The organism is Streptomyces sp. NPDC050439, assembly GCF_040655335.1.
GTDB lineage: Bacteria > Actinomycetota > Actinomycetes > Streptomycetales > Streptomycetaceae > Streptomyces.
Genome location: NZ_JBFAJT010000001.1, coordinates 331,678 through 356,223 on the forward strand (window position 1 = coordinate 331,678; position 24,546 = coordinate 356,223).

A 24,546-nucleotide genomic window follows, 5' to 3' on the forward strand; every position below is an offset into this window, starting at 1 on the left:
GTGCCGGAATGCCAACGGAGGCACACATGATTCACGTCGGAGTCCTGGAGAGCAATCTCTCCGGTTCCGGCTTCGAGGGCCTGCAGATCATCAAGGAACTCGACTGCCGCGTCACCTTCTTCACCCGCGACCTGGACCGCTATCTCGAAGTCCCGGGCGGTCCCGCCTACTTCGACCGCTACGTGGACGACATCGTCCGGTGCGAGACGAACAGTTTCGAGGAGCTCCTGCCGCATGTCCACGAGGCAGCGGCCGAGCACCCCTTCGACGCGTTCCTCACCCTGGCCGAGTACGACGTGGTCGTGGCCGCCGAGGTGGCCGTCCACCTGGGGCTCCCCACCGTCAGCGTGGACGGCGTCGCCACCGCCCGCAACAAGGCGCTGATGCGCCGCCGCTGCGCCGAACTGGGCGTTCCCATGCCGGAGTTCCGCACGGTGGGCACGCCCGCCGAGGCGGCGAAGGCCGCGGCGGAGGTCGGCCTTCCCTGTGTGGTGAAGCCTGCCGACGAGACCAGCAGCGCCGACGTCCGCCTCGTGGACACCGCGGATCAGGCCGCCGAGCACGTGGCCCTGATCCAGTCCCGTGCGGAGAACACCCGCGGTCAGGCCCGCCATCACGAGCTGATGGTCGAGGAGTATCTGAGCGGCCCCGAGGTCAGCGTCGAGATCCTTGCCGACGACGACCGGTACGAGGTGTTCGGGGTGACCGACAAGTCGGTCGTCGGCCTCGGCTACTTCGTCGAACTGGCCCACACCTTCCCCTCCCGCCTGCCCGATCCGCTGGTGCGTGCCTGCGGTGATCTGGCCGTGCAGGCGCTGCGCGCGGTCGGGTTCGACCTGGGCATGGCACATGTCGAGGTCAAGCTGACCGCGTCGGGACCCAAGCTCATCGAGATCAACCCCAGGCCCGCCGGCGGAAAGATCACCTACCTGGTGGACCGGGCCCTTGGCATAAAATCCCTGGAGCTGGTGGCCCGCCAGTACCTCGGCCAGCCGCTGCCGGACCCGGTACTGCCCCCGCGGCCGGTGGGCGGCGCCGCCATCCGTTATCTGACCGCCCAGCCGGGCCGGGTGGTGTCGGTCACCGGACGGCAGCGCGCCGCCGCGCTGCCCGGCGTCGAGGAAGTCGTCGTCAAGCCCACCCCGGGCTCCGTGGTGCGGGAGCTGCGCCGCAACGGCGATCGCGCCGGCCATGTGCTCGCGGTGGCCGAGACCGCCGAGCTGGCGGCGCGCACCGCCGAGGCCGCCGTCCAGGAGATCGGCATTCGCACCGAGCCGGTCTCCCGGCGTCCGGTCGCCGACTCCCTGGCCGACCTGATCGGCGGTACACCGCTGCTGCGGCTGCCGATGGAGCGGATCGTGGACGGCGCCCCGGCCGATGCCGAGGTCCTGGCGAAGCTGGAGCTGTTCAACCCCTGGTCGAGCAGCAAGGACCGGGCCGCCCTGTCGATGCTGCGCGGCGCCGAGAAGCAGGGGCTGCTCGCCCCCGGCACCGGCACCGTGATCGAGGCGACCTCCGGCAACACCGGAATCTCGCTGGCCGCGCTGGCGGCCGCCCGCGGCTACAGCTGCGTGATCGTGCTGCCGGACAACGCGACCCCCGAACGCGTGGCCATGCTGCGCTCACTCGGCGCCGAGGTGGTGCGCACCCCGCACACCGGCGGCTATCAGGCGGCGGTCGACAAGGCCGAGGAACTGCACCGGCAGACGCCTGGGTCGTGGTTCTGCCGCCAGCACGACAACCCGGACAACACACGGGCGCACTACGAGACGACCGGACCTGAGATCTGGAACGACGCCGACGGGCGGATCGACGTGCTCGTCTGCGGCGTGGGCACCGGCGGTACGCTCAGTGGCGCGGGGCGTTATCTGCGCCAATGTCACCCCGCGGTACGGATCGTGGCGGTCGAGCCGGCGGGCTCGCCCCTGCTGTCCGGCGGCAGGCCCGGCACGCACGGCATCCCGGGCTTCAACGGCGGCTTCATCGCGCCGACGACGCAACAGAGCCTCATCGACGAGGTGATCACGGTGTCCGACGCGGATGCCATGGACACCACCCGGCGGCTCGCACTGCACGCCGGTCTGCTGGCCGGCGTCTCGGGCGGCGCGGTCGTCCACGCCTCCGGCGTCCTGTCCGCCCGCCCGCAGTACCGGGGCCGGCGCATCGTGACGCTCCTGCCCGACACCGGCGAGCGCTACCTGAGCCTGCTCGGCCGCGAGAGCGCGGCGGCCCCGGGCGGTGCACGATGACGACGCCCCGGCCCTTGGAAGGCCTGCCCACCGATGACCGGCCGCGCCTGCTGATGGTGATGCCCTACCGCCAGTTCGTGCGCAAGGCACAGGCCGCGGGGTTCTGGGTCGGCGCGATCTGGGATCCGCGGCTGCAGACGCCGGAGTATCTCGACGACGTGCACGCCCTGGCGGACTTGTTCGTGACGACCGATTTCCAGGACCCGGTGCTGCTTGGGCACACCATCCGCGAGGTGGCCCGGCAGCACCACGCCTCGGTGATCTACCACATCGGGCAGGAGGAGACGATGGTCACCGCCCACGAGGTGGCCGAAGACCTGAGCGCCGAGGTCAACCCGGCCGCGGCGATCCGCTGCCTCGCCGACAAGCACGCGATGCGGGATCTGCTGGCGCGGCACGAACTGTCCCCGGTGGCCTACGAGTCGGCACCGACCCGGCAGGACGTACCGGCCGCCGTCGAGCGGATCGGCCGGCCGGCCGTCGTCAAGCCGGTCGCGCTCGCCGGCAGCCGGGGCGTGTTCCTGTGGCAGGAGGCGCAGGACCAGGCGGCCTGGACGGACCTCGTCGACACGTACGGCTATGAGGGTCCCTTCCTCGTCGAGGAGTATCTGCGCGGCCCCGAGTACAGCGTGGAGACGCTGAGCCAGGACGGCAGGCACCACGTCGTCGGCATCACCGAGAAGCTGCTGGGAGCACCGCCGCTGTTCGTGGAGGTGGGGCACGTCCATCCGGCGCCGCTGCCCCCGGCCCGCAAGCAGGCCATCGAGGAACTGACCGTCCGCTTCCTCACCCTGTGCGGGTACCGCTTCGGCCCCGCGCACACCGAGGTGATCTGGACGCCGCGCGGACCGCGCATCGTCGAGTCGCAGGCCCGCCTCGGCGGCGACCGCATCCCGCGGCTCGTCGAACTGGCCGGCCGCCTCGACATCGAGCAGGCGATCTTCGCGGGCCTCGCGGGCACGCCGGTCGACGTGCCGGAGCCGACGGCGACGGCAGCCGTGCGGTTCTTCACCTTCCCGCCCGGCCGCGTCGACGCGGTCCGCGGCCTGGAGCAGGTCCGAAGGCTGCCGTACGTCGACGAGTTGACCCTGCGGCTGCGCCCCGGCGACACCGTGGCGGAGGTCCGCGACTCCAAGGGCCGCCAGGGGCACGTCATCGTCTCCGGCGCCACGCCCCAGCAGGCCCGTGCCCGGTGCGCGGAGGTGCTCGCCACCATCGAGCTCGACATCGACGGAACGCCCGTACGAGCGGACGGCCGGGCCGAAGAGCCGCCCGCTCCCCCACATACCCACATCAACGGCCAGGAGGTCGTCATGACCGAGCAGACGGTGGCCATGACCACCCCCGATACCGACGGGCGGATCGTGTTCGTCGGCTACAACGCGGCCTACTTACGCGCCATCGACGGGAGTGTGCCCGCGGGGTCCGTGGTGGTCCTCGAAGAACCCGACATCATCCGCAAACGGGAACTGAGCGACGCGGCGGCACGTTTCGGCTGCCTGGACCGCATCATCCCGGCGAGCTACCAGCAGTCCTCCGGGGCTCTCGACCTGGCGGCCACGCTGGAGGCCGAGCGTCCGGTGGCCGCGGTCGTGCCCGGCCTGGAGTACGCGGTGCCCGCGGCGGCGGCGCTCGCCGAGAAGCTCGGCCTTCCGGGCGCGACGGAGCAGGCCGCGCAGGCCCTGCGGGACAAGGTCCGGCTGCGTGAGGTCTGCGACGCCGGCGGCGTCCGCGGTCCGCGCTGGCGTGAGGTGCACGGCCCCGCCGACATCCTCGACTTCGCCGACGGCGGCCCCGTGGTGGTTAAACCGGCCAACCGACAGGCCAGCGTCGGCGTACAGCTCCTCGACACAGTCGACGCGACCACCGCGGCGCAGGCGTGGGAGCGCACCTCGTCCGCCGCTGAGTACGAGCAGGTGCCCGACCGGAGCCTGACATGGCGCTTCCTGGCGGAGGAGCGCCTGCGCGGACCCGAGTACAGCGTCGAGGCGCTGGTCCGGAAGGGCGAGATCATCTTCCACAACATCACGGCCAAGACAGTGATTCCGGGACCGTACCCGGTGGAACTCGGTCACCTGCTGCCCGCACCGCTCGACCACGACACGCAGGCCGCGTTCGAGTCGGCCATGCGTGCGCTCGTCGCGGCGACCGGCTACCGCACCGGCATCCTGCACGCCGAGTGGATCCTGACCGATTCCGGTCCGGCACTCGTGGAATGCGCGGGACGCTGCCCCGGCGACTACTTGATCGACCTGAACGACCTGGCCTACGGCACCCGTATCAGGCTGGCCCTCATCGACTTGCTGGCCGGCCGCACGGTCGTCCTCCCCCTCACCGCGCGGCAGACCTCGGCGATCCGGTTCCTGGCCGCCGAGCCGGGCACCGTCACGGCGGTCGCGGGTGCGGAGGCGGCGCGGGTCCTGCCCGGTGTCCGGGTCGTGGAGGTCGACGTCGAGGCAGGCCAGAAGGTCAGGCCGTGGGCGTCCTCCTGGGACCGCGCCGGACACGTCATCGCGACCGGGCCGGACGCGGAGACCACGCGGCGACGCGTCCTCACCGCCGACGCCGTCGTCCGCATCACCACACAGTGAGGAAGCAGATGTCCGTTCTCTGGCAACGCGTCCGCGGCTGGCCGAGGTCCGTCCCCGGAGGGCCGGTCGGCCTACGACTGTCCGTGATGGCGATGATCGACGCCGTCGGCACCGGTGCCTTCCTGGCCGTCTCCGTACCGTTCATCACCCGGTCCGTCGGCCTGTCGGTGGGCGAACTCAGTCTCGGTCTGACCCTGTCCGCCGCGATCGCCCTGGGCACGGCGGTACCGATCGGCATCCTGGCCGACCGGATCGGCCCGAAGAAGGTCCTGGTCGGGGTGAGCCTGTGGCGCTGCGCCTGCTTCGTGCTCTACCCCTTCGTCCAGAACCTGTGGCAGTTCCTCGCGGTGGTGTGCCTGCTCGGCCTGGCCGACAAGGCGGCGGCCCCGATGGAACAGGCCCTGGTCGGGCAGGTGACGGCGACCGACGACCGGGTCAGGGTGGTCGCGGTCCTGCGGTCCCTGCGCAACGTCGGCTTCACCGTCGGCGCCCTGCTCGGCGGTGTCGGCCTGTTGATCGACACCCGGGCCGGCTATGGAGCGATCCTGCTGCTCAACGCCGTCTCGTTCGCCGTACTCGCCTACCTGGCCCACCGGTTGCCGCTGCTCGACACGGCGGCCAAGAGCCTGCGGCGCCGCTTCTCGGTCGACGCGCTGCGCGACAAACCGTTCCTGTCGTTCACCGGGATCAACGCGGTGCTCACCATGCACATGACCCTGCTGAGCATCGGCATCCCCCTGTGGATCGTCGAGCACACCGAGGCCCCCGCCGCGGTGATCTCGCCCCTGGTGGCGGTCAACACCGTGCTGGCCGTCACCTTGCAGGTACGCGCCAGCCGGGGCACCGAGACCATCGCCGGTTCGGCACGGGCACTGGTGCGGGCCGGCCTGGCTCTCGCGGCTTGCTGCCTGCTGCTCGTCGCGGCACCGAAGCCGCCCGTCGTCGTGGCCGTCGGCGTGCTGCTGCTCGCCATGGTCGCGCTGACCGCGGGCGAGCTGTTCCAGTCCGCCGGGGGCTGGGGCGGGTCGTATCTGCTCGCGGCGTCCGGTCAGGAGGGCGTCTACCTGTCGGTCTTCTGGCTCGGCGTGGCCGTCCAGCAGATCGCGGCACCGCTTCTGATCGGCCTGGTCATCACCACCGGCACCACCGGGTGGGTCGTCCTGGCGGCGCTGTTCGCCGCCTGTGGCCTCGCGGCGCCGGTCATCGGCCGCTGGGCGCAGGCACAGGCGAACCGCCCGCCCCAGCAGGACCCGGCCCTGGCCGAGGCCACGTGATCACCCCCGCGCACCAATCCGGTGTGCGGCTCAAACCACTCCTCACCACGAACATCACCCTGGAGGGAAAAATGTCCGTTCCGCTGTACGTCCCCGCTGGTGAAGGCGAATACGTCGACATCCGGGACACGAAGAGGACGTATCTGAAGCTCACCACACCTGACTCCAACGGGGAGTTCGGCTTCTTCGAGCATCACATGGCTCCGGAGGCCAAGGGCGCGTCCCCGCACATCCACAAGCAGTCCACCGAGATGTTCTACGTGGTCAAGGGCGAGATCGAGTTCACCATCGGCGACCGCAAGGTGGTCGGTGAGCCGGGCGCGTTCGCCTACGTCCCCAAGGGTGAGCCGCACGGCTTCACGAACCGGGGCACCGAGGACGCCACCCTGCTGATCATGTTCTACCCGATCTACGACCGCGAGGACTACTTCCGCGGCCTGGGCCGCCTGACGGCCAACGGGCGCAATCCCAGCATGGAGGAACTGCGCGAACACATGGCGAAGTACGACCAGTTCATGGTCTGACGTCACGTGCCGCGGCTGCGCAGCATCCGATCCGCGAACGCAACGCACGGGAACAAGCCGGGGCCCGGCAGCGCACCACGCTGCCGGGCCTCGGGAATGACTTCACCCGTCCTCAGCCCTCCGCGTTCTTGCCCTTACGGAAGCGCCACTGCAACTCGCGCACCTCGTCCGCCAGTTCGGGCGACGGACCGGCCACCTCCAAGCCGGGTACGACGTCCTGAATGGTCAGCGGGCTCAGGGGCGAGGTGACGGACACCCCCCACTCGGCCTTCCACTCCCGGGCCTGTTGGGACGAGCTCGCGTACACGATGCGGCCGAGGCCGACCCACCCGTGCGCGGCCGCGCACATCGGGCAGTGTTCTCCCGAGGTGTAGACGGTCGCCGTGGCCCGCTCGTCGGGCGTGAGATGGGCCGCGGCCCAGCGGGCGAGCGCGATCTCCGGGTGCGCCGTCGGGTCCTTGGTCGTGGACTCGCGGTTACGGTCCTCGGCCCTGATCGTGCCGCCCTCGTCGACGAGCACGGACCCGAACGGCCAGTCACCGGCATCGAGTGCCTCCGCCGCCAGTTCGACGCAGCGACGCAGATAGGGCAGATCGGCTCGGGTGACGGTGGTGGCGGCCGGCACGGCGTCAACCCCGGAATGGTCGCGATCATGAGATGCCACTGCTGTGCTCCGTCTCTGTCCGTCGGTCTTCTGCGTCAGTGGTGTAAAGGGAGGTGCCGGAGGGGCGCACGCTACGTCCGGTGTGCGGCCACGACGGCCAGCGCCTGCCAGGCCGCTTCGGGCCGCAGGGTCTCGTCCGGATCACCGTGGTACGGATCGAGCAGGATGCTGTCGGCGCCTGCCACACGCAGTTCCTCGACATCCCCGAAGAACTGCTCCAGGGTGCCTTCCCCGGCACGGCGATCCGGGTGGTCGACCGGTTGCTGCGTGAGGTTGAGCCGAATCCTGGGCGCCAGACCCGGCACGGGCCGACCGAGCTGGGCGGCGATCCCCTTCAGGCGGGGCAGCGCCTCCCTGAACCAGGGCATCGTGAACCCCAGCGGATGCCAGGGAGCCCCGAACCGCACGGCCCGGCGCATGCCCGCGTCACTGTTGCCGCCGATCCAGAGCGGAATCTGCCCGCATCGATAGTCGGCGTCGTTCTCCCACGCGGTGCGCAGCGTGCGCAGATGGTCGTCGGTCAGCGCGCCGCGCCGTTCGAAGGGCACACCGAGGGCATCGAACTCCTCCCGCGCCCAGCCGACCCCGACGCCCAACACCAGTCGGCCACGGCTGAGTTGTTGCAGATTGGCGGCCATGCGGGCGACCAGCAGAGGATGCCGGTAGGGGGTGATGAGGACGGTCGTGCCCAGCTTGATCTCGCTCGTGAGCCCGGCCATCCAGGCGAGCGTGGTGAACGGCTCGTAGAAAGGCGCGGGGTACTGCTCGGCCACGTCCGGCGTGATCGCCACGTGATCGGACATCATCAGCAGATCGAAGCCGAGGCCCTCCACGGTCTCGGCCCAACGAGCCAAGTGATCGGGATTCGCCCCGGGCCCGAAGTTGGGGACGTTCACGCCAATCCGCATGGGCGTCAGCCTAGCAACGAGCGTCGTTCGACGTGCCTGTTGCGCCGACCGGTCGGGCCACGGCCACGCGTCCCTGTTTGACCTTGACACGGTGGCAAGGTCTTCACTGATCGGCGAGGAGGTGATCTCGTTGACGGTCACGGGACAGAACATGGAGGCGCTCGACACGCAGGCGCTACGAGCGCTGCAAGGGCTGGAGGACGGGCGTTCGTCGGTGCGGCTGCGAGCCGCTCTGGCGGTCGGCACGGCGCCGGACCCGCGCTTCGTCGACAAACTCGTCGAGCGCTGCGCGATCGAGCCCGAATTCTTCGTCCGGGACATGCTGACCTGGGCGCTCACCCGCCATCCGGTCGCTCTGACGCTGCCCGAACTGCTTCGCGAGCTCCGCTCGGAGCGGGCCCAGGCCCGGAGCCAGGCGCTGCACACGCTGTCGAAGATCGGGGACCGGCGGGCGTGGCCGGCGATCACGGGAGCGCTGCTGACCGACCCCGAGGTGGAGGTGGCGCGCAGCGCCTGGCGGGCCGCGGTCATCCTCGTGCCGGCAGGCGAGGAGTCCGCATTGGCCGCGGTCCTCGTGACGCAGCTCGGGCGCGGTGAGCGGGAGACGCAGCTGAGCCTCAGCCGGGCGCTGGTCGCGCTGGGCGAAGCGGTCAAGGCTGCATTGCACGCCGCGACGACGGCCGAGGACCCCCGCACGCGTACGCACGCCCTCGCCACGGCACGGCTGCTGCGTGACCCGGACACGGGGTTCGAGTTCGCGATCGAGGAAGCGAAGCGTGTGGTGGCCCTCGGCGGGGGCGGCCCGGAGGGACAATGAAGCGTGTTGATCGGTGAGGTGGCGCGACGGTCCGGGGTCAGTGCCCGCATGCTGCGGCATTACGAGTCGCTCGGTCTGGTGCGGCCTTCCGGCCGTACCGGCTCGGGCTATCGGGAGTACTCCGGGCAGGACATCCGGCGGATCTTCCATGTCGAGAGCCTGCGATCGCTTGGCCTCTCGCTGCGGGAGATCGGGCGCGCTCTCGATGAACCCGGCTTCACGCCCTCGGCGCTCGTCGGAGACCTTGTCCTGCAGACACGCGAACGCATCGCGGCCGAGACCGAGCTGCTCACCCGGCTGCGCCGGATCGATGCCGCGGACCCCGCCGACTGGGAGGACGTTCTCCAGGTCGTCGCGCTGCTCCAGGCACTCGGCTCGAAGAGCGCGAGCGCACGCCAGCGTGCCGCGCTCACGTCGGACGAGGAGGTTCCGGTGCCGGTGGAGGCCTTGGTGGAGGCGGCACTCGGCGAGACGGATCCGAACGTGGCCGGGGCCCTTCGGTGGGCGCTGGCCCGGTCGGGCGAGGACGGTGTGACGCTGCTGGCGGAGGGCCTCGACTCACCGACGGCGGCGGTGCGGGAACGTGCCGTCCGGTCCCTCGCCGAAATGCCGGGCGACGAGGCCGCCGCACTGCTGCGGCAAGCCCTTGCGAGCCCGGACGACGCGGTCCGCGGGCCTGCGGCTCTGGCGCTCGGCGCACGGGGGGTGGCCGCTGCGGTCCCCACGCTCATCGACATGATCGTGGACGGCAGGAACGACACCGACGCGGCCGATGCGCTGAGCGTGCTTGCGAGCGACTCCGCGAGGGCGGATCAGATCGCGACCAGGCTCGTCGACCGCCTCGCCGACGCCACCACGGGCGCGCCCGCACGCGGCCGGCTGACCCAGGCGATGGCAGGCATCCCGGGCACGACGACATCACGCGCCCTCACGAAGCTCTCGCACGACGAGGACCGCGCCGTGGCGGTGACGGCGGCCTACCTTCTCCAGCGGCGCGAGACGCGGTCGACGGCTAGGGTCCGTCGATCACGGCATTCACCTGGCGAGTGAAGTCCTGCGGGCTGACCGCGCGGCCGTTCTCGTCGATGACGGTGAGCTTCTCGTCGTCGGCCTGCACGGTCGGCGTGCCCGTCACATCGCTCTCGTAGAAGGCGTCGGCGACCTTGTCAGCCCAGGCCGCGTAGGTCTTCTCCTTGACCGCCTTGTTGAAGGACGGCGTACGCAACCCAGGTATCTTGCCCGCGAGTTCGAGCAGTCGCGCGGTGCTGCCGAACTCGTCGTCGCCCTCGTTCTCGGGCTGATGGGCGAAGAGCACGTCGTGGAAAGACCTGAACTTCGCCGGGCTCTCGTTCAGGGCCGCTCCGAGGGCGGCGATCGATGTCCTCGAGCCCTGGCCGCCCAGGCTCTTGTCGAGAAAGGCTGCCAGGTGGAACTCGACCCTGACCTTGCCGGAGTCCGCCATCTCGTTGAGCGTCGGGCCGAGCTTGCGCTCGAATTCCGCGCAGTACGGGCAGCGCAGGTCCTCGTACACCTTGACGGTGGTCCTGGCCTCGCGGTCTCCGTACGCGATCAACGTGCCGTGTCGCCCTTGGGAGTTGGCGGGAATTCTCAGTGGCCGGTCCGCCTCCTCGGCCGTGCTGCTGCCGGTACCGGTTCCGGTGGACAGGCCGAGCCCGGCCGCAAAGGCCACGGCGGTGGCGGCGCAGCCACCGATCAGGGCGCGCCGACGGAAGCGCGCGTGCTTCGCCTCGCTCCCCTCGACGTTCTTGCCACCGGCCCTCCTACTGCTCATCAGCGGTCACCTGTCCCGTGAACGGCTCAGTTCCGGGCGCCACGCGGCGCGCCGCGGCCAGGCCGCTGCTGATGCAGGACGCGACTCCGACGCCCTCGTACGTCGCTCCGCACACGTCGAGGCCCGGCACAGCGGCGAGTTCGTCCCTGACGAGGCCCACGCGTGCGCCATGGCCGACGTGGTACTGGGGCAGGCCGCGCTTCCAGCGGGTGACGCGGCTCGCCGAAGGATCACCCAGGGGCCCAAGGGCCGCGGTCAGGTCCGACAGGGCGGCCGCTGCCAGCGCCCGGTCCGTGAGGCCGAGTGGCGAGTCGGCCCCGGCCCGTCCCAGCGACGCGCGGACGATGAGGACGTCGGGGGTGTTCTGCGCGTACCAGGGCCATTTCTCGGAGAGGAAGGTGCAGCCTTTGACGGCGCGCCCGTCGACGGGCGGCACGAGAAAGCCGTTGCGGCCCGCGGCAGCCTGCCGTGCCGCGCCGTCCGCGGGGAAGGCGAAGGTGACCACCGCGCTGCTCGCGTGTTCGACCTCCGCGAGTGCTTCGGCGGCGCGTGGCACGTGTGGGCCCAGCAGCCGAGCGGCGACGTCGGAGGGTACGGCGAGGATCACGGCATCCGCGTCGAGGGCGAGTGGCCCGTCGTCGGTGTCGGCGTGGACGCGCCATCCCTCGTCCCGGTCGGGCCGCGGGCGCAGGGAGCGGGCTGTCGTGCCGGTCAGGACCGTCGCTCCGGATGCTTCCGTGATCGCCTGTGCGAGGCGCCCCATGCCGCCGCGGACACCGCGTACCGGCACGGTCCGTGGAGCACCCGCGCGGGCGGCCTCGCGGCGCCGTAGAGCGGTCATGAGCGGTTCGCCGGAGCGGGTGATGCCGGTGAGGAAGGGCAGCGCCGAGGCAAGGGACAGACGGAAGACGTCGCCGCCGTAGATGCCGCCGAGCACCGGGGCGACGAGCCGCTCCACCGCCTCCCTCCCGATGAGGGGTTCCAGGTAGCCGCCGACGGTCACGTCCGTGGCCGGCGGGAGCGGTTCGAGGTCGTCGCCGAGCTGGAGACGCCGTAGACCTTCCTCGGACAACAGGCCTGTATTCGGCAGGAGTTCGGGTCTCGACGGGATGCCCATGAGGTGTCCTGGCGGCATGGGCCGCAGTGCGTCGCGCGTCCATATCGTGACCGGCGCGACGGCGGGCTCGCACAGCGAGTCACCCAGGCCGACGGCCTCCGCGAGCCGCACGGCGTCGGGTCCCGTCGTCACCATGGACTCCGCGCCCAGGTCCGCCGGAGCGCCGGCGACACGACCGGTACGCATCTTGCCGCCCACCCGGGGCGCGCTGTCGAGCACGGTGACGCGTGCCGTGTCGCGCAGCGCCCACGCTGCGGAGAGGCCGCTGACGCCCGCGCCGATGACGGTTACCGATCGCATGAGGATCCACTTCGGGAGGAGGCCGGCGCGAGGACGGCTCGCAGCTCGGCCTGGTGGGGGAAGGCGCCCGGCTGGTAGGCGCAGTAGGGGTCCTCGGCGAACATGTCGCCGAGGACCGCGTGGGCGCGGGATCGTGAGCCGCCGCAGACCTGACGGAACTCGCAGTGCGCGCACTTTCCGCCGAGGCGGGCGGGATCGCGCAGGGAGACGAACAGGTCGGACGTGCGGTAGATGTCCGGCAGGGAACCGTGCTTGACGTTGCCCGCCGACACCGGCAGGAAGCCGCTCGGGTGCACCTCTCCGGTGTGGGACACGAAGACGAAGCCGCGGGCCGACGACACGTCCATCGGCGGCCTGCGCCGTGCCCGTAGCGCCCCCTCGAAGAGCCCCAACTCGTTTGCTCGCCGCGTCAGTTCTCGGTGGAGGGGGCCTACCTGGGGACGGGTTCCGCGTTCGGCGTGGATGGCTCGCTGCACCGCCACGCGCCGGAAGTGGTGCCCCTCCGTGGTCTTGGTGGCGATCACCGCTCCGCAGTCGTAGAGGAAGTGCATCGCGTCCTCCACCTCCTGCGGCGTCAGACCGTCCAGCTGTGTTCCGCGGCCGGTGGGCACCAGGAGGAAACCGGACCAGAGCATGGCTCCCTCGCGGCGCACCAGCGCGGCGATGTCGGCGAGGTCGCTCAGGCTGTGCCGGGTGAGGGTCGTGTTGATCTGTACCTTGAGGCCGAGATCGCGTGCCGTGCGCCAGCCCTCCAGGGTCCACTCGAAGACACCGTCGACCCCTCGGAAGGTGTCGTGCCGCTCGGCCGTCGATCCGTCCAGGGACAGCGAAAGGGCCACCGCGCCCGCGTCGCGTACCGCCGTCAGGTTGGCGCGGTTCAGCGTGGGCGTCCCGGAGGGCGACACGGCGATGCGCAGGCCCAGCGAGGTTCCGTATGCGATCAGGTCGGTGAGGTCGCGGCGCTGGAACGGGTCACCGCCGGTGATCACGAACAGAGGTGACGGCCGCCCGAACTCCGCGGTCTGTCGCATCAGGTCCCGCGCCTCGGAGGCGCTCAACTCGTGCGGGTCACGCTCGGGTTGGGCGGTGGCCCGGCAGTGGAGGCAGGCGAGAGGGCAGGCTCTGGTGGATTCCCAGATCACGATGAACGGGCGTTCCGCGACGGCGTGGCGCGGGCTTCGTACGGTCCGGTCGCCCTTCATCGCACTCGCTCCCAGCCGCGCCTGGGCGCACGCTGCGCGGGCTGCTGATGCGGGTCCCGACGCCGGTAGACGACGAACGGCCGGAAGAGGTAGCGCACCGGAGCGCTGAACATGTGGACCAGGCGGGAGTACGGGATGAGGGTGATGAGTGCGAAGCCGAAGAGGATGTGCAGCTTGAAGGCCAGGGGGGTGCCTGTCATCAGCGCGTAGTCCGGCTGGAGCGTGAACAGGGAGCGGAACCAGACCGAGATGCCCTCGCGGTAGTTGTAGTCCCCGCTCATTCCGGCCGAGTTGAGAAGCGTCGCGGTGAGGCCCAGGAGCATCGCGCCGATCAGCACGGTGTACATGAGGTGGTCGCTGCGCAGCGTCGCCCGGCGCACACCCGGCACGGTGCGGCGGCGGTACACGAGGATGCCGATGCCGGTCACCGCCGCGATGCCCGCGAGTGCGCCGGTCGACACCGCGACGAGGTGGTAGAGGTGGTCGTCCACGCCGACCGCGTCCGTCCAGCCCTGCGGGATCAGCAGCCCCACCACGTGGCCGATCACCACGAACGCCATGCCGAAGTGGAACAGCGGGGAGCCGATGCGCAGCAGTCGTGACTCGTGCAGTTGGGAGGAGTGGGTCGTCAGGCCGAAGCGGTCGTGGCGCGAGCGCCAGACCAGGCCCGAGACGAGCAGGACGAGGACGACGTAGGGCAGGACGCCCCACAGCAGCAGGTCCATCACGCCGGGGTCCTTTCGGGCAGAGCGGGCCAGGGCAGTTCGATGCCGGGGCCGAGGGGTTCGAGGCCGACGCTCTCGCGCGGCGGCCCCTGGCGGGCCAGCGCCTTGGCCTCCTCGCGGGTGGCGGGCGAAGGGCCGGGGAGCGTGGCGCAGACGGCCTGGAGGAGATGCGCGTAGGGGGTGCCGTGTTCGGTGAGCGCAAGCCGCAGGAGTTCGAGCCCGGCGCGGTGCTCCTGGAGCAGTGCGGTGCCCGCGGCCGGCTCCAGTGCCGCGAACTCCAGCATCACGGGCAGGTAGTCGGGCAGTTCCTCGCCGCCGAACTCCAGGCCGTGTTCGCGGTAGACGCTCTTCACGCGGACGAGGGAGAGGCCGCGGTTGCGGGTGTCGCCGTCGGTCCACCAGGTCAGGTAGGGGCAGCGGCGATTGCGGGTGTCGAAGACGGAGGCGTGGTGCGCGGCCAGGTCGAGGGGGCGTGCCTCGTCCATGTGGGCCAGGAAGGCGGCGAGGTGGCCGTCCGGCCCGCCGTCGAGGCCCTCGCTCACCTCCCGGATGAGCGGCAGTTGTTGATACATGTGCTCGTCGGGGTGGACCAGCAGGCGCGCAGCCGCGAGCCGCACGGTGGCGTCCGGTGTCATGCGGGCCTCCGCAGGGTCGGCAGGTTGAGCAGCACGGGTTCGTTCGGCACCGGACCCGCCGAGCCCACCGGGCATGCGGCATCCGGCATCGGGTGGGAGTCGGCCAGGGCGTCCGCGTCGGCGCGGGCCGCGGTGGGGATGACGTAGCGGTCCTCGTACTTGGCGATGGCAAGGAGCCGGAACATGTCCTCCAGCTCCTGTCCGGTCAGGCGCACGGACGCCGCTATTTTCGGGTCCGGCTCTTCGCCGAGGTTGCGGCCGCGCATGTGGGCCCGCATCGCGGCCATGCGGCGCAGCACGGCGTCCACGGGGTAGGTGTCGCCCGCGGTGAGCAGTTCGGCGAGGTACTCGACGGGGATCCGCATGCTGTCGATGGCGCCGAAGAGATTCCCCGCGTCCTCGCCGTCGTGACCACTGGCGGCCACCGCCTCCACCACGGGGGACAGCGGCGGGACGTACCAGACCATGGGCATGGTGCGGTATTCGGGACGCAGCGGGAGCGCCACCTGGTAGGTGCGGATCAGGTCGAACACCGGGGAACGGCGTGCCGCGTCCAGCCACTCGTCGCTGATGCCGTTCGCCCGCGCGGCCTCGATCACCGCCGGGTCACGCGGATCGAGGAAACACTCCAACTGGGCGGGGTACAGGTCGTGTTCGTCTTCCACGGCCGCCGCCTCGGTCACCTTGTCCGCGTCGTAGAGCATCACGCCGAGGTAGCGCATGCGCCCGACGCAGGTCTCGGAGCAGATCGTCGGCATGCCGATCTCGACGCGCGGAAAGCAGAACGTGCACTTCTCCGCCTTGCCGGTGGCGTGGTTGAAGTACACCTTCTTGTACGGGCAGGCGCTGACGCACATCCGCCAGCCCCGGCAGTCGTGCTGGTCCACGAGCACGATGCCGTCCTCGGCGCGCTTGTACATGGCACCCGAGGGGCAGGCCGAGACGCAGGCCGGGTTGAGGCAGTGCTCGCAGACCCGCGGCAGATAGAACATGAAGCTCTGCTCGAACTCGAAGCGGATGCGTTCGCCGACCTGGTCCCTGATGCGCTCGACGATCGGGTCCTTGGAGCCGTGCTCGGGGGCGCCGCCGAGGTTGTCGTCCCAGTTCGGCCCCCACTGGATCGTGTCGATCGGCTCACCGGTGGTCTGCGAGTACGGGCGCGCGACCGGCATGTCGTCGCCGGCGGGGGCCTCGGTGAGGTTCTTGTACTCGTAGGTCCACGGCTCGTAGTAGTCGTCGACGGTCGGCAGGTCGGGGTTGGCGAAGATCGTGCCGAGCCGCTTCGCCCGGCCGCCGGCCCGCAGGCGAAGGCGGCCGGAGCGGGTGCGCTCCCAGCCGCCCTTCCAGCGGTCCTGGTCCTGCCAGCGGCGCGGGTAACCCTGGCCGGGGAGGGTCTCGACGTTGTTGAACCAGACGTACTCGGTGCCGCGCCGGTTGGTCCACGCCTGCTTGCAGGTGACGGAACAGGTGTGGCAGCCGATGCACTTGTCGAGGTTCATCACCATCGCCACTTGTGCCATGACACGCATGTCAGTACTCCACGTTTCTAGTAAGACACAGCCTGCGACCTGCGGCGGATGACCGTCACCTCGTCACGTTGGTTGCCCGTGGGGCCCAGGTAATTGAAGGCCCACGTCAACTGGGCGTAGCCGCCGACGAGATGAGTGGGCTTGAGCATGATGCGGGTGAGTGAGTTGTGGATGCCGCCGCGCTTTCCCGTCCTGCGCGTCTTGGGCACGCCGACGGTGCGTTCCTGGGCGTGGTTCATGTAGACGGTGCCGGGCGGCATCTTGTGCGAGACGATCGCGCGGGCGGTGACGACGCCGTTGCGGTTGACGGCCTCCACCCACTCGTTGTCGCGTACGCCGATGGCGTCCGCGTCCTGCGGTGACATCCACACGGTCTGGCCGCCGCGGCCGAGCGTCATCATGTACAGGTTGTCCTGGTACTGGGAGTGGATGGCCCACTTGTTGTGCGGGGTGAGGAACCGCACGGCCACCTCGCGCTCGTCGCCGACCGTGCCCAACTCCGGCTCCCCGTAGAGGCGGTGCATGTTCAGCGGTGGCTTGTAGACTGGCAGCGCCTCGCCGACCTCGTGCATCCAGTCGTGATCGATGAAGAAGTGCTGACGCCCCGTCAAGGTGTGCCACGGCTTGAGGTGTTCGGTGTTGACGGTGAAGGCGGTGTAGCGCCTGCCGCCGGACTCGCTGCCCGACCACTCCGGTGAGGTGATCACCGGCACGGGCGCCGCCTGGGTGTCCGCGAAGGTGACCCGCTTGCCCTCGTGCTCGGCGGCCAGGTGCGCCATCTCCTGGCCCGTACTGGCCTCCAGGGTGTGGAAGCCCTGGGTGGCCAGACGACCGTTGGACGTACCGGACAGGCGAAGGATGGCCTCGCAGGCCCGCTGCGCCGTGTCCAGGCGGGGGCGCCCGTCGGCCACTCCCCCGCGGACCGCGCCGTTCTTCTCCCGCAGGTAGGCGACCTCTTCGCCCACCTCGAAGGTGACCGCCTTCGTCGTCACGCCGAGGGTGTCGACGAGCGGACCGAGCGCGGCGAACTTCTCGCCGATCGCCCCGTAGTCGCGCTCCACGACGCCCAGGTTGTACATGGTGCGGCCGGGTATCGGCTCGCACTCCCCCTTCGACCAGTCCAGGGCGACGCCGCCCGGCTGCGCCATCTCGCCGCCCGGTGTGTCGTGCTGGAGCGCGGTGGCCACCAGGTCCCTGCGTACGCCGAGGTGCTCGCCCGCCAGATCGCTGAAGCGACGGGCCAGGGCGAGGAAGATGTCGTAGTCGGAGCGGGCCTGCCAGGGCGGGTCGATCGCGGGGGTGAAGGCATGCAGGAAGGGGTGCATGTCCGTCGACGAGAGGTCGTGCTTCTCGTACCAGGTCGCCGCGGGCAGCACCACGTCGGACAGGAGCGTCGTGGACGTCATGCGGAAGTCGAGCGAGAGCAGCAGGTCGAGCTTTCCCTCGACGTCGTCCTCCCGGTACGTCACATCGCGCGGAGTGCAGCGCGGCCCGTCGTCGGGCAGGTTGGAGTGGGTGCCGAGGAGGTGCTTGAGGAAGTACTCGTTGCCCTTGGAGCTGGAGCCGAGGAGATTGGCCCGCCACACGGTCATCACGCGCGGCCAGTTCTGCGGCGCGTCGGGGTCCTCGGCGGCGAACTTCAGCTTCCCCGCCTTGAGTTGGTGCACCGTGTGCGCGACGGGATCGTCGGCCTCGCCCAGATCCAGGGAGTTGCGGTCGAACGTCGGGTACGAGGGCATCCACCCCATACGGGCCGATGCGGCAAGGCAGTCCACGCCGGTCATGCCGCCGAAGCGGCCGTCGCCGAGGGGTGACGCCAGCGCCTCGGCGGGCAGGGTGTCGTAGCGCCACTGGTCGGTGTGGAGGTAGAACCAGCCCGCGCCGATCATCTGGCGGGGCGGCCGCGACCAGTCCGACGCGGCGGCCAGGGTGGCCCACCCGGTGACCGGCCGGCACTTCTCCTGACCGACGTAGTGCCCCCAGCCGCCGCCGTTGCGGCCCTGGCAGCCGGTCAGGGTCAGCAGCGCGAGGAAGGCGCGGTAGATGGTCTCGGAGTGGAACCAGTGGTTGGTCCCGGCCCCCATCAGGATCATGCAGCGGCCCTGCGACCGCTCGGCGGTGTCGGCGAACTCCCGTGCCACACGGACGGCTTGGGCGGCCGGGACCGACGTCAGCGTCTCCTGCCAGCCGGGCGTGCCGGGCGTGTCCGCGTCCTCGTACGACGTCGGCCAGTTCCCCGGGAGCCCCGGGCGGCCGACTGCGTACTGCGCCAGCATCAGGTCGAACACGGTCGTCACGAGCGGTCCGTCCTGGCCGCCGACCCGCCGCACGGGAACCCCGCGGCGCTCGGTGGCGGGAGCGCCTTCCTCGAAGCGGGGAAGGATCACCTCGGCGCTCTCGCAGCCGCTCGCGTACAGACTCAGCCGGGGGACGATGCCACCGAGGTCGAGGTTCCACTCCGGCTTCTCGCCGCTGCCCCAGCGGTGCCCGAGGGTCCCGTTCGGGACGGTCGGCTCGCCGGTGGCGTCGTCGAGCACAACCGGCTTCCACTCGGCGTTCTCGACGTCCTGGCCCAGATCGGCGGCGTTGAGGAACTTGTGCGGGACGAGCCCGGAGTCCGTCTCCTTCAAGGTGATCAGGAACGGCAGATCGGTGAACTTGCCCACGTAGTCGGCGAAGAAGTCCGTCCGCCGGTCGACGAAGAACTCCTTGAGGATCACGTGGCCCATCGCCAGGGCGAGCGCGCCGTCGGTGCCGGGGTGCGGGTGCATCCATTCGTCGGCGAACTTCGTGTTGTCCGCGTAGTCCGGCGAGACGGCGACGACCTTCTGGCCCCGGTAGCGGGCCTCGGTCATCCAGTGCGCGTCAGGAGTCCTGGTGACGGGAACGTTCGAGCCCCACATCATCAGGTACGCGGCATCCCACCAGTCTCCCGATTCGGGTACGTCGGTCTGGTCGCCGAACACCTGCGGCGAGGCGACCGGCAGATCGGCGTACCAGTCGTAGAACGACAGCATCGGGGCGCCGATCAGCGAGTGGAACCGCGCGCCCGCCGCGTGCGATGCCATCGACATGGCGGGAATCGGCGAGAACCCGGCGACCCGGTCGGGACCGTGCGCCTTGATGGTGTGCACGTGCGCGGCAGCGACGATCTCCAGGGCCTCGTCCCAAGTGGCCCGCACCAGACCGCCCTTGCCACGCGCCTGCTGATACCTGCGCCGCCGCTCGGGGTCACTCTGAATGTCCGCCCAGGCGAGCACCGGGTCCTTCAGGCGGGCCTTCGCCTCCCGGTACATCTCGATCAGGGCGCCGCGGACGTAGGGATAGCGCACCCTGGTCGGCGAGTAGGTGTACCAGGAGAAGGAGGCACCGCGCGGGCAGCCGCGCGGCTCGTACTCCGGCCGGTCCGGGCCGACGCTCGGATAGTCCGTCGCCTGCGTCTCCCACGTGATGATGCCGTCCTTGACGTACACCTTCCACCGGCAGGACCCGGTGCAGTTCACGCCGTGCGTCGAATGCACGACCTTGTCGTGGCTCCAACGGTCCCGATAGAACGACTCCGCGTCACGGCCCCCGGAACGGGTCACCGTCCGCAGATCGTCGGAGACCACATCCCGGCTGAAGAAACGGCCGGCCCTGATCAGGAGGTCGGCGGGGTCGCCGCCTTGCTTCTGCTGCACCCGGACTCCTCATGGACATCGACGGATCGGGCGCGCCGCGGCGCGCCCGATGTGGCGCAAGCACCGGTACGAAGATCGGTACGCGATGACACTATGTGGGCGCCCTGCGGTGATTTCACGGCATTGGTCCCATGGGGGCGGGACCAAGGCCCGTACTTATGGGGAGCGCGGGGCGCGACGGATTCGGACGGCGGGGCAGCGCGTCACGGACCCCGGTTCCCGGGACGTTCGCCCGGCCGGATCGGGACCAACGGCTGCAACCACGCGGCAGGTTCACTGACAGGCTGGAGACGGCCGAGAGGTTCGAGAAGGCCGCGAAGGGGGTTGTCATGGCATCGCGTGCCGTCCGGCGGTGGCTGCCCAATCAGCACGGGGCGTGGGCCATGCTCGTGGTCCCGTTCCTCACCGGAATGTTCCTCGGCGCCCCCACTCCCTGGCACGCCGTCCTGCTTCTGGCCTGGCTGCTGGGGTACCTCGCCACGTTCCACGTACAGCAGTGGCTGCGGCTGCGCCGGCACTCCCGCAACCCCCGGGCCGCCCAACGACACGCGCTACCCGCCCAGGTCTTCCTCCTCGCCCTGCTGCCTCTCGCCGTGGCGCTGGTCGTCCACGCGCCGTGGCTGCTGGCGGCCGGGGCGTGCGCGGTGCCGTTCCTCGCCGTCAATTGCGCGTACGCGTGGCGCAATCGCGAGCGGGCCCTGCCGAACGGGATCGCCGCCGTGATCCCCGCCTGCGGAATGCTCCCGGTCGCGCTCCTCATGGGTGGCGGCGACCTCGGCCACGCCTGGCGCCCGACGCTCGCCTGCCTGCTCTACTTCGCGGGCACGGTCCTCTACGTCAAGACGATGATCCGGGAGCGGGGCAGCTCTCCGTACCGATGGGCGTCCGCTGTCTGGCACGCCGGCGCGGTGGCAGTGACGTTCGGCATACACATGCCCGTGACGCTCGTGGTCTTCTTCGGCGTCTGCTTCCTCCGCGCGGTGTGGATGCCGACGCGCGGCAGGGTACGGGCGCCGGTGGTCGGAGCCCTGGAGATGGCCCTTTCGCTGGCCCTGCTCGGGGCGCTCGTCGCGACGTACGGCGGCTGACGCTCGGCGTACGGCCGTTGACGCGCGGTGGAGTGCGGTTGACGCGTGGCGTGCGCTTGATCTCGCATTGTGGTCGCACCCTGGACCCGGACGCTGGTCAGTGTGTTTACATGCGCGTAATACATGAGTGTCACGCGCGCGGCAACGGCGCCGAGCGTCCCGACCGGGCTGGATCGGAGCACGCCACCAGTGCGCGGCGTGGTCCGTACCGCTCCCCCGGTGTCAGCCGTGCCAGAAAGGGCTCCCTTGACCACGCGATCCGAGACGAAGACCACGCTCGCGCAGCTGCTCGGCGAGATCGAGCACCGCAACCCGGCCCAGCCGGAGTTCATCCAGGCCGTACACGAAGTCCTGGAGACGCTGGCGCCGGTCATCGCAGCCCGCCCCGAGTACGCCGAGCCCGGCCTGATCGAGCGGCTGTGCGAGCCCGAGCGGCAGGTCCTGTTCCGGGTGCCGTGGCAGGACGACCGGGGTCACGTCCACGTCAACCGTGGTTTCCGGGTGGAGTTCAACAGCGCGCTCGGCCCGTACAAGGGCGGCCTGCGTTTCCATCCGTCGGTGAACCTCGGCGTCATCAAGTTCCTGGGTTTCGAGCAGATCTTCAAGAACGCGCTGACCGGTCTCGGCATCGGCGGCGGCAAGGGAGGCAGCGACTTCCAGCCGCACGGCCGCAGCGACGCGGAGGTCATGCGCTTCTGCCAGTCGTTCATGACGGAGCTGCACCGGCACATCGGCGAGCACACGGACGTACCCGCGGGTGACATCGGCGTGGGCGGCCGGGAGATCGGCTATCTGTTCGGCCAGTACCGACGCATCACCAACCGCTGGGAAGCCGGCGTCCTGACCGGCAAGGGCCAGGGCTGGGGCGGCTCGCTGATCCGTCCGGAGGCCACCGGGTACGGCAACGTCCTCTTCGCGGCGGCGATGCTGCGCGAGCGCGGCGAGGACCTGGAAGGCCGCACGGCGGTCGTCTCCGGCTCCGGCAACGTCGCCATCTACACCATCGAAAAGCTGGCCGCCCTCGGCGCCAACGCCGTGACCTGCTCGGACTCGTCCGGGTACGTGGTCGACGAGAAGGGCATCGACCTCGACCTCCTCAAGCAGATCAAGGAGGTCGAGCGCGGCCGGGTCGACACCTACGCCGAGCGGCGGGGCGCCTCGGCCCGCTTCGTTCCGGGCGGGCGGGTCTGGGAGGTTCCCGCCGACATCGCGCTGCCGTCGGCCACGCAGAACGAGCTGGAGGCCGACGACGCGGCCGCCCTGATCCGCAACGGCGTGAAGGCGGTCTCGGAGGGCGCCAACATGCCGACGACGCCTGATGCGGTACGCCTGTTCCAGCAGGCCGGTGTGGCCTTCGGCCCCGGCAAGGCGGCCAACGCGGGCGGCGTCGCGGTCAGCGCCCTGGAGATGGCCCAGAACCACGCCCGTACGTCGTGGCCGGCGGCCCGGGTCGAGGAAGAACTGACGCACATCATGAACGACATCCACAGCACCTGCCACGAGACCGCGGAACGCTACGAGGCCCCCGGCGACTACGTGACGGGCGCCAACATCGCGGGCTTCGAGCGGGTCGCGGACGCGATGCTGGCCCAGGGCGTGATCTGAGCCGGTGCCTTGACGGCAGCGAGGAGCGGGGCGCCCTGGACGGCTGGCCTGGGCGCCCGGCTCATCGCCTCGAATTGCAATGGCTCGCTGCGGCCACCGGTATCACCCGGGGCGCCTCGACCGAGCCGGAATCGTCGTCCGGCACGGGCAGGCGGCCCGGGGCCTTGCCCGGGCCCGATCGGTCAGCTCTCGCGCTCGTTGTAGGCGTCGGCGGCACGCTCGTTTAAGGCGCTCCCCCACGTCTGGAAGCGGCCGCTCACCGCTCCCTTCGGCGGGTCGACCTCGGCACCGCGACGCAGCCGCGGACGTCCGGAGGGAGCCTGCGGCAGCAGCCGTGCCACCACGCCGTTGAGGCGCGTCGTCACGGCGGGCGCCAGGCCGTGGGCCAGGTCGGCGGCACGAGCCAGGGGCGTCAGGACCAGCCGAGTACGGCGCCGGACGACGCCCTTGACGATGCGTTCCGCAGCGCGTTGCGCGTTCATCGAGACCAGCGGCGCCCCCGCCGCCGCGGAGAACCAGCCGTACTCCTTGCTGCGTACGCCGCCGAACTCGGCCTGCAGATGCGACCCGGTCCGCATCAGCCCCGGATACACCGCGGTGACGCTGACACCGCTCCCGGCGGCTTCGGCGTGCAAGCCCTCGGCCAGGACACCGGCGGCAGCTTTGGCACCCGCGTAGGGCAGGAGGTGGGGCACGCCCATGAGCCCGCCCACCGAGGAGATGACGCCCAGCCGCCCTCCCTGCTCGCTTTCCCTGAGATAGGGAAGCGCTTCGAGGCAGGTGTGCACGGCCCCCATGTACATCGTGTCCATGGCGTCCCTGAACTCCTTGGCGCCGATGGCTTCCACCGGCGCCACCTGGATCACGCCGGCGTTGGCGATGACGATGTCCGGCCCGCCGCAGCTGTCGTGGGCAGCCCGGAACATCGCGTGCACCGCCTCCTGGTCACGTACGTCGCAGACCGAGGTGTGCACGGCGACGTCGGGCCGACGGTGCAGCAGCTTCTTCTGGGCGGCCGCGAGCTCATCGGCATCACGGGCAGCAATGATCACTGTGCAGCCGCGCGCAGCCAGCCGGTCGGCCATCAGCAGACCAAGTCCCCGCGACCCTCCGGTGACGAGTGCGGTCTGCCCTGCCAAGGATTCTTCCGTTGTGTGTGCCATGAGCGCTCGGCGTTCCCTTCTCAGATGGCGTCGTGGTCGTCGCCGGGTTCCCGGTCGGGGACGCTTCGATCCCCGTGCCGTCGGGATCTTCCTTCCGGACCTGCTTTCTGGGCGCCTTCTGGCGCGCTGAGCGTGACTGGTGTGCCCTCTGTTTCACCCGGTGCGCCCAGGGAACCCGGCCTTGAGTCGAGCGTGAACACGGCACAACCAATCTGGCGGCGCGGTCTTGATCCGGCGCCGCAAGGAGGCGTCATGGAGCTGTGGTGGCGGCAAGCCGCCTGTATTGACGAAGACCCCGAGATGTTCTTCCCGGTCGGCACGTCGGGCCCCGCCGAGGAGGACCTGCTCGCCGCGAAGCGGGTGTGTCACCGCTGCCCGGTCCTCGACCGGTGCCGGAACTGGGCACTGGAGACGGGGCAGGCCGCGGGTGTGTGGGGCGGAATGGGCGAGGACGAGCGGTCGCGGCGGCGACGCAGGACGACCAGGGCCGCGGCCCGCAGGACCCCGGCCAGAACATGACCCGCGGGCGGCAGCGCCAGCGGCAGACCGAGGTGTAGATCAAGGTGCACCGACCGACCCTGTCAGCCACGACGGCCACTCCTTCCGGAGAGCCCCCTCTTACGGTTCCGACGGGGGGCCCTGGGCCTTCAACGTAGGCCGATCACGTGGACGTCGCCTGTCCA

The 24,546-nt window shown here is 70.6% G+C and carries 19 protein-coding genes and 1 pseudogene; 10 read left to right on the forward strand and 10 right to left on the reverse strand.

Translation table 11 applies throughout. The annotated features are described in order from the left end of the window. Positions 1 to 26 precede the first annotated feature (26 nt). From AB0I66_RS01590 to AB0I66_RS01610, 5 genes and pseudogenes are all read left to right on the forward strand, one after another. A pseudogene (locus AB0I66_RS01590) lies at positions 27 to 1,262 on the forward strand (ATP-grasp domain-containing protein); the annotation flags it as partial. Further along, positions 1,257 to 2,249, forward strand: coding sequence for a cysteine synthase family protein (locus AB0I66_RS01595; RefSeq protein ID WP_363206643.1), 993 nt, complete (start codon positions 1,257 to 1,259; stop codon positions 2,247 to 2,249). The pseudogene AB0I66_RS01590 and the gene AB0I66_RS01595, both read left to right, overlap by 6 nt. After that, positions 2,246 to 4,840, forward strand: coding sequence for an ATP-grasp domain-containing protein (locus tag AB0I66_RS01600; RefSeq protein WP_363205648.1), 2,595 nt, complete (start codon positions 2,246 to 2,248; stop codon positions 4,838 to 4,840). Before AB0I66_RS01595 ends, AB0I66_RS01600 begins: the two co-directional genes overlap by 4 nt. A gap of 86 nt (positions 4,841 to 4,926) precedes the next feature. Then, positions 4,927 to 6,114, forward strand: coding sequence for an MFS transporter (locus AB0I66_RS01605; protein ID WP_363205649.1), 1,188 nt, complete (start codon positions 4,927 to 4,929; stop codon positions 6,112 to 6,114). A 23-nt stretch (positions 6,115 to 6,137) separates the two neighbouring features. Continuing rightward, complete coding sequence (locus tag AB0I66_RS01610; RefSeq protein ID WP_363205650.1) at positions 6,138 to 6,638, forward strand: cupin domain-containing protein; 501 nt, start codon at positions 6,138 to 6,140, stop codon at positions 6,636 to 6,638. Positions 6,639 to 6,750: 112 nt separating this feature from the next. On the opposite strand, the gene AB0I66_RS01615 is transcribed toward AB0I66_RS01610, so the two are convergent. Together AB0I66_RS01615 and AB0I66_RS01620 are read right to left on the reverse strand one after the other, a co-directional pair. Next, positions 6,751 to 7,263, reverse strand: coding sequence for a nucleoside deaminase (locus tag AB0I66_RS01615; RefSeq protein WP_363206644.1), 513 nt, complete (start codon positions 7,261 to 7,263; stop codon positions 6,751 to 6,753). Positions 7,264 to 7,373: 110 nt separating this feature from the next. Beyond that, the gene (locus AB0I66_RS01620; RefSeq protein ID WP_363205651.1) at positions 7,374 to 8,210 is read right to left on the reverse strand and encodes an LLM class flavin-dependent oxidoreductase; all 837 of its coding nucleotides are present in this window, start codon (positions 8,208 to 8,210) and stop codon (positions 7,374 to 7,376) included. A gap of 91 nt (positions 8,211 to 8,301) precedes the next feature. Here AB0I66_RS01620 and AB0I66_RS01625 point away from each other — a divergent pair, with 91 nt between their 5' ends. Both AB0I66_RS01625 and AB0I66_RS01630 read left to right on the forward strand, forming a co-directional pair. Next, positions 8,302 to 9,027 carry a HEAT repeat domain-containing protein gene (locus AB0I66_RS01625; protein ID WP_363205652.1) on the forward strand — a complete coding sequence of 242 codons (726 nt, stop codon included), beginning with the start codon at positions 8,302 to 8,304 and terminating at the stop codon, positions 9,025 to 9,027. Positions 9,028 to 9,030: 3 nt separating this feature from the next. Continuing rightward, positions 9,031 to 10,077 carry a MerR family transcriptional regulator gene (locus AB0I66_RS01630; RefSeq protein ID WP_363205653.1) on the forward strand — a complete coding sequence of 349 codons (1,047 nt, stop codon included), beginning with the start codon at positions 9,031 to 9,033 and terminating at the stop codon, positions 10,075 to 10,077. On the opposite strand, the gene AB0I66_RS01635 is transcribed toward AB0I66_RS01630, so the two are convergent. Genes AB0I66_RS01635 through AB0I66_RS01665 form a run of 7 tightly spaced genes read right to left on the reverse strand, consistent with a single transcriptional unit; the run spans position 10,040 to position 20,007 of the window. Beyond that, a complete protein-coding gene (locus AB0I66_RS01635; protein WP_363205654.1) occupies positions 10,040 to 10,819 on the reverse strand; it encodes a thioredoxin domain-containing protein in 780 nt (259 codons plus the stop codon). The two genes, AB0I66_RS01630 and AB0I66_RS01635, sit on opposite strands and share 38 nt — an antisense overlap. Then, complete coding sequence (hemG, locus tag AB0I66_RS01640; protein ID WP_363205655.1) at positions 10,809 to 12,236, reverse strand: protoporphyrinogen oxidase; 1,428 nt, start codon at positions 12,234 to 12,236, stop codon at positions 10,809 to 10,811. Before hemG ends, AB0I66_RS01635 begins: the two co-directional genes overlap by 11 nt. Continuing rightward, on the reverse strand, positions 12,224 to 13,438 hold the full coding sequence (locus tag AB0I66_RS01645) for a TIGR04053 family radical SAM/SPASM domain-containing protein (protein ID WP_363205656.1): 1,215 nt from the start codon (positions 13,436 to 13,438) through the stop codon (positions 12,224 to 12,226). The genes hemG and AB0I66_RS01645 overlap by 13 nt, the downstream gene beginning before the upstream one ends. After that, on the reverse strand, positions 13,435 to 14,163 hold the full coding sequence (gene narI / locus AB0I66_RS01650; protein WP_363206645.1) for a respiratory nitrate reductase subunit gamma: 729 nt from the start codon (positions 14,161 to 14,163) through the stop codon (positions 13,435 to 13,437). The genes AB0I66_RS01645 and narI overlap by 4 nt, the downstream gene beginning before the upstream one ends. Then, positions 14,163 to 14,798, reverse strand: coding sequence for a nitrate reductase molybdenum cofactor assembly chaperone (gene narJ / locus AB0I66_RS01655; RefSeq protein WP_363205657.1), 636 nt, complete (start codon positions 14,796 to 14,798; stop codon positions 14,163 to 14,165). The genes narI and narJ overlap by 1 nt, the downstream gene beginning before the upstream one ends. Beyond that, a complete protein-coding gene (gene narH / locus AB0I66_RS01660) occupies positions 14,795 to 16,327 on the reverse strand; it encodes a nitrate reductase subunit beta (RefSeq protein ID WP_363205658.1) in 1,533 nt (510 codons plus the stop codon). The genes narJ and narH overlap by 4 nt, the downstream gene beginning before the upstream one ends. 17 nt (positions 16,328 to 16,344) lie before the next feature. Continuing rightward, the gene (locus AB0I66_RS01665) at positions 16,345 to 20,007 is read right to left on the reverse strand and encodes a nitrate reductase subunit alpha (RefSeq protein WP_363205659.1); all 3,663 of its coding nucleotides are present in this window, start codon (positions 20,005 to 20,007) and stop codon (positions 16,345 to 16,347) included. Positions 20,008 to 20,336: 329 nt separating this feature from the next. Between AB0I66_RS01665 and AB0I66_RS01670 the strand changes: the two genes are divergently transcribed. Then, a complete protein-coding gene (locus AB0I66_RS01670) occupies positions 20,337 to 21,095 on the forward strand; it encodes a YwiC-like family protein (RefSeq protein WP_363205660.1) in 759 nt (252 codons plus the stop codon). Positions 21,096 to 21,341: 246 nt separating this feature from the next. Further along, positions 21,342 to 22,700 carry an NADP-specific glutamate dehydrogenase gene (gene gdhA, locus AB0I66_RS01675; protein WP_363205661.1) on the forward strand — a complete coding sequence of 453 codons (1,359 nt, stop codon included), beginning with the start codon at positions 21,342 to 21,344 and terminating at the stop codon, positions 22,698 to 22,700. A gap of 182 nt (positions 22,701 to 22,882) precedes the next feature. Here the strand turns inward: gdhA and AB0I66_RS01680 are convergent, their stop codons facing one another. Continuing rightward, on the reverse strand, positions 22,883 to 23,839 hold the full coding sequence (locus tag AB0I66_RS01680) for an SDR family oxidoreductase (RefSeq protein ID WP_363205662.1): 957 nt from the start codon (positions 23,837 to 23,839) through the stop codon (positions 22,883 to 22,885). Positions 23,840 to 24,115: 276 nt separating this feature from the next. On the opposite strand from AB0I66_RS01680, the gene AB0I66_RS01685 reads away from it, so the two are divergent. Then, complete coding sequence (locus tag AB0I66_RS01685; RefSeq protein WP_363205663.1) at positions 24,116 to 24,382, forward strand: WhiB family transcriptional regulator; 267 nt, start codon at positions 24,116 to 24,118, stop codon at positions 24,380 to 24,382. The last annotated feature ends 164 nt before the right edge of the window (positions 24,383 to 24,546 follow it).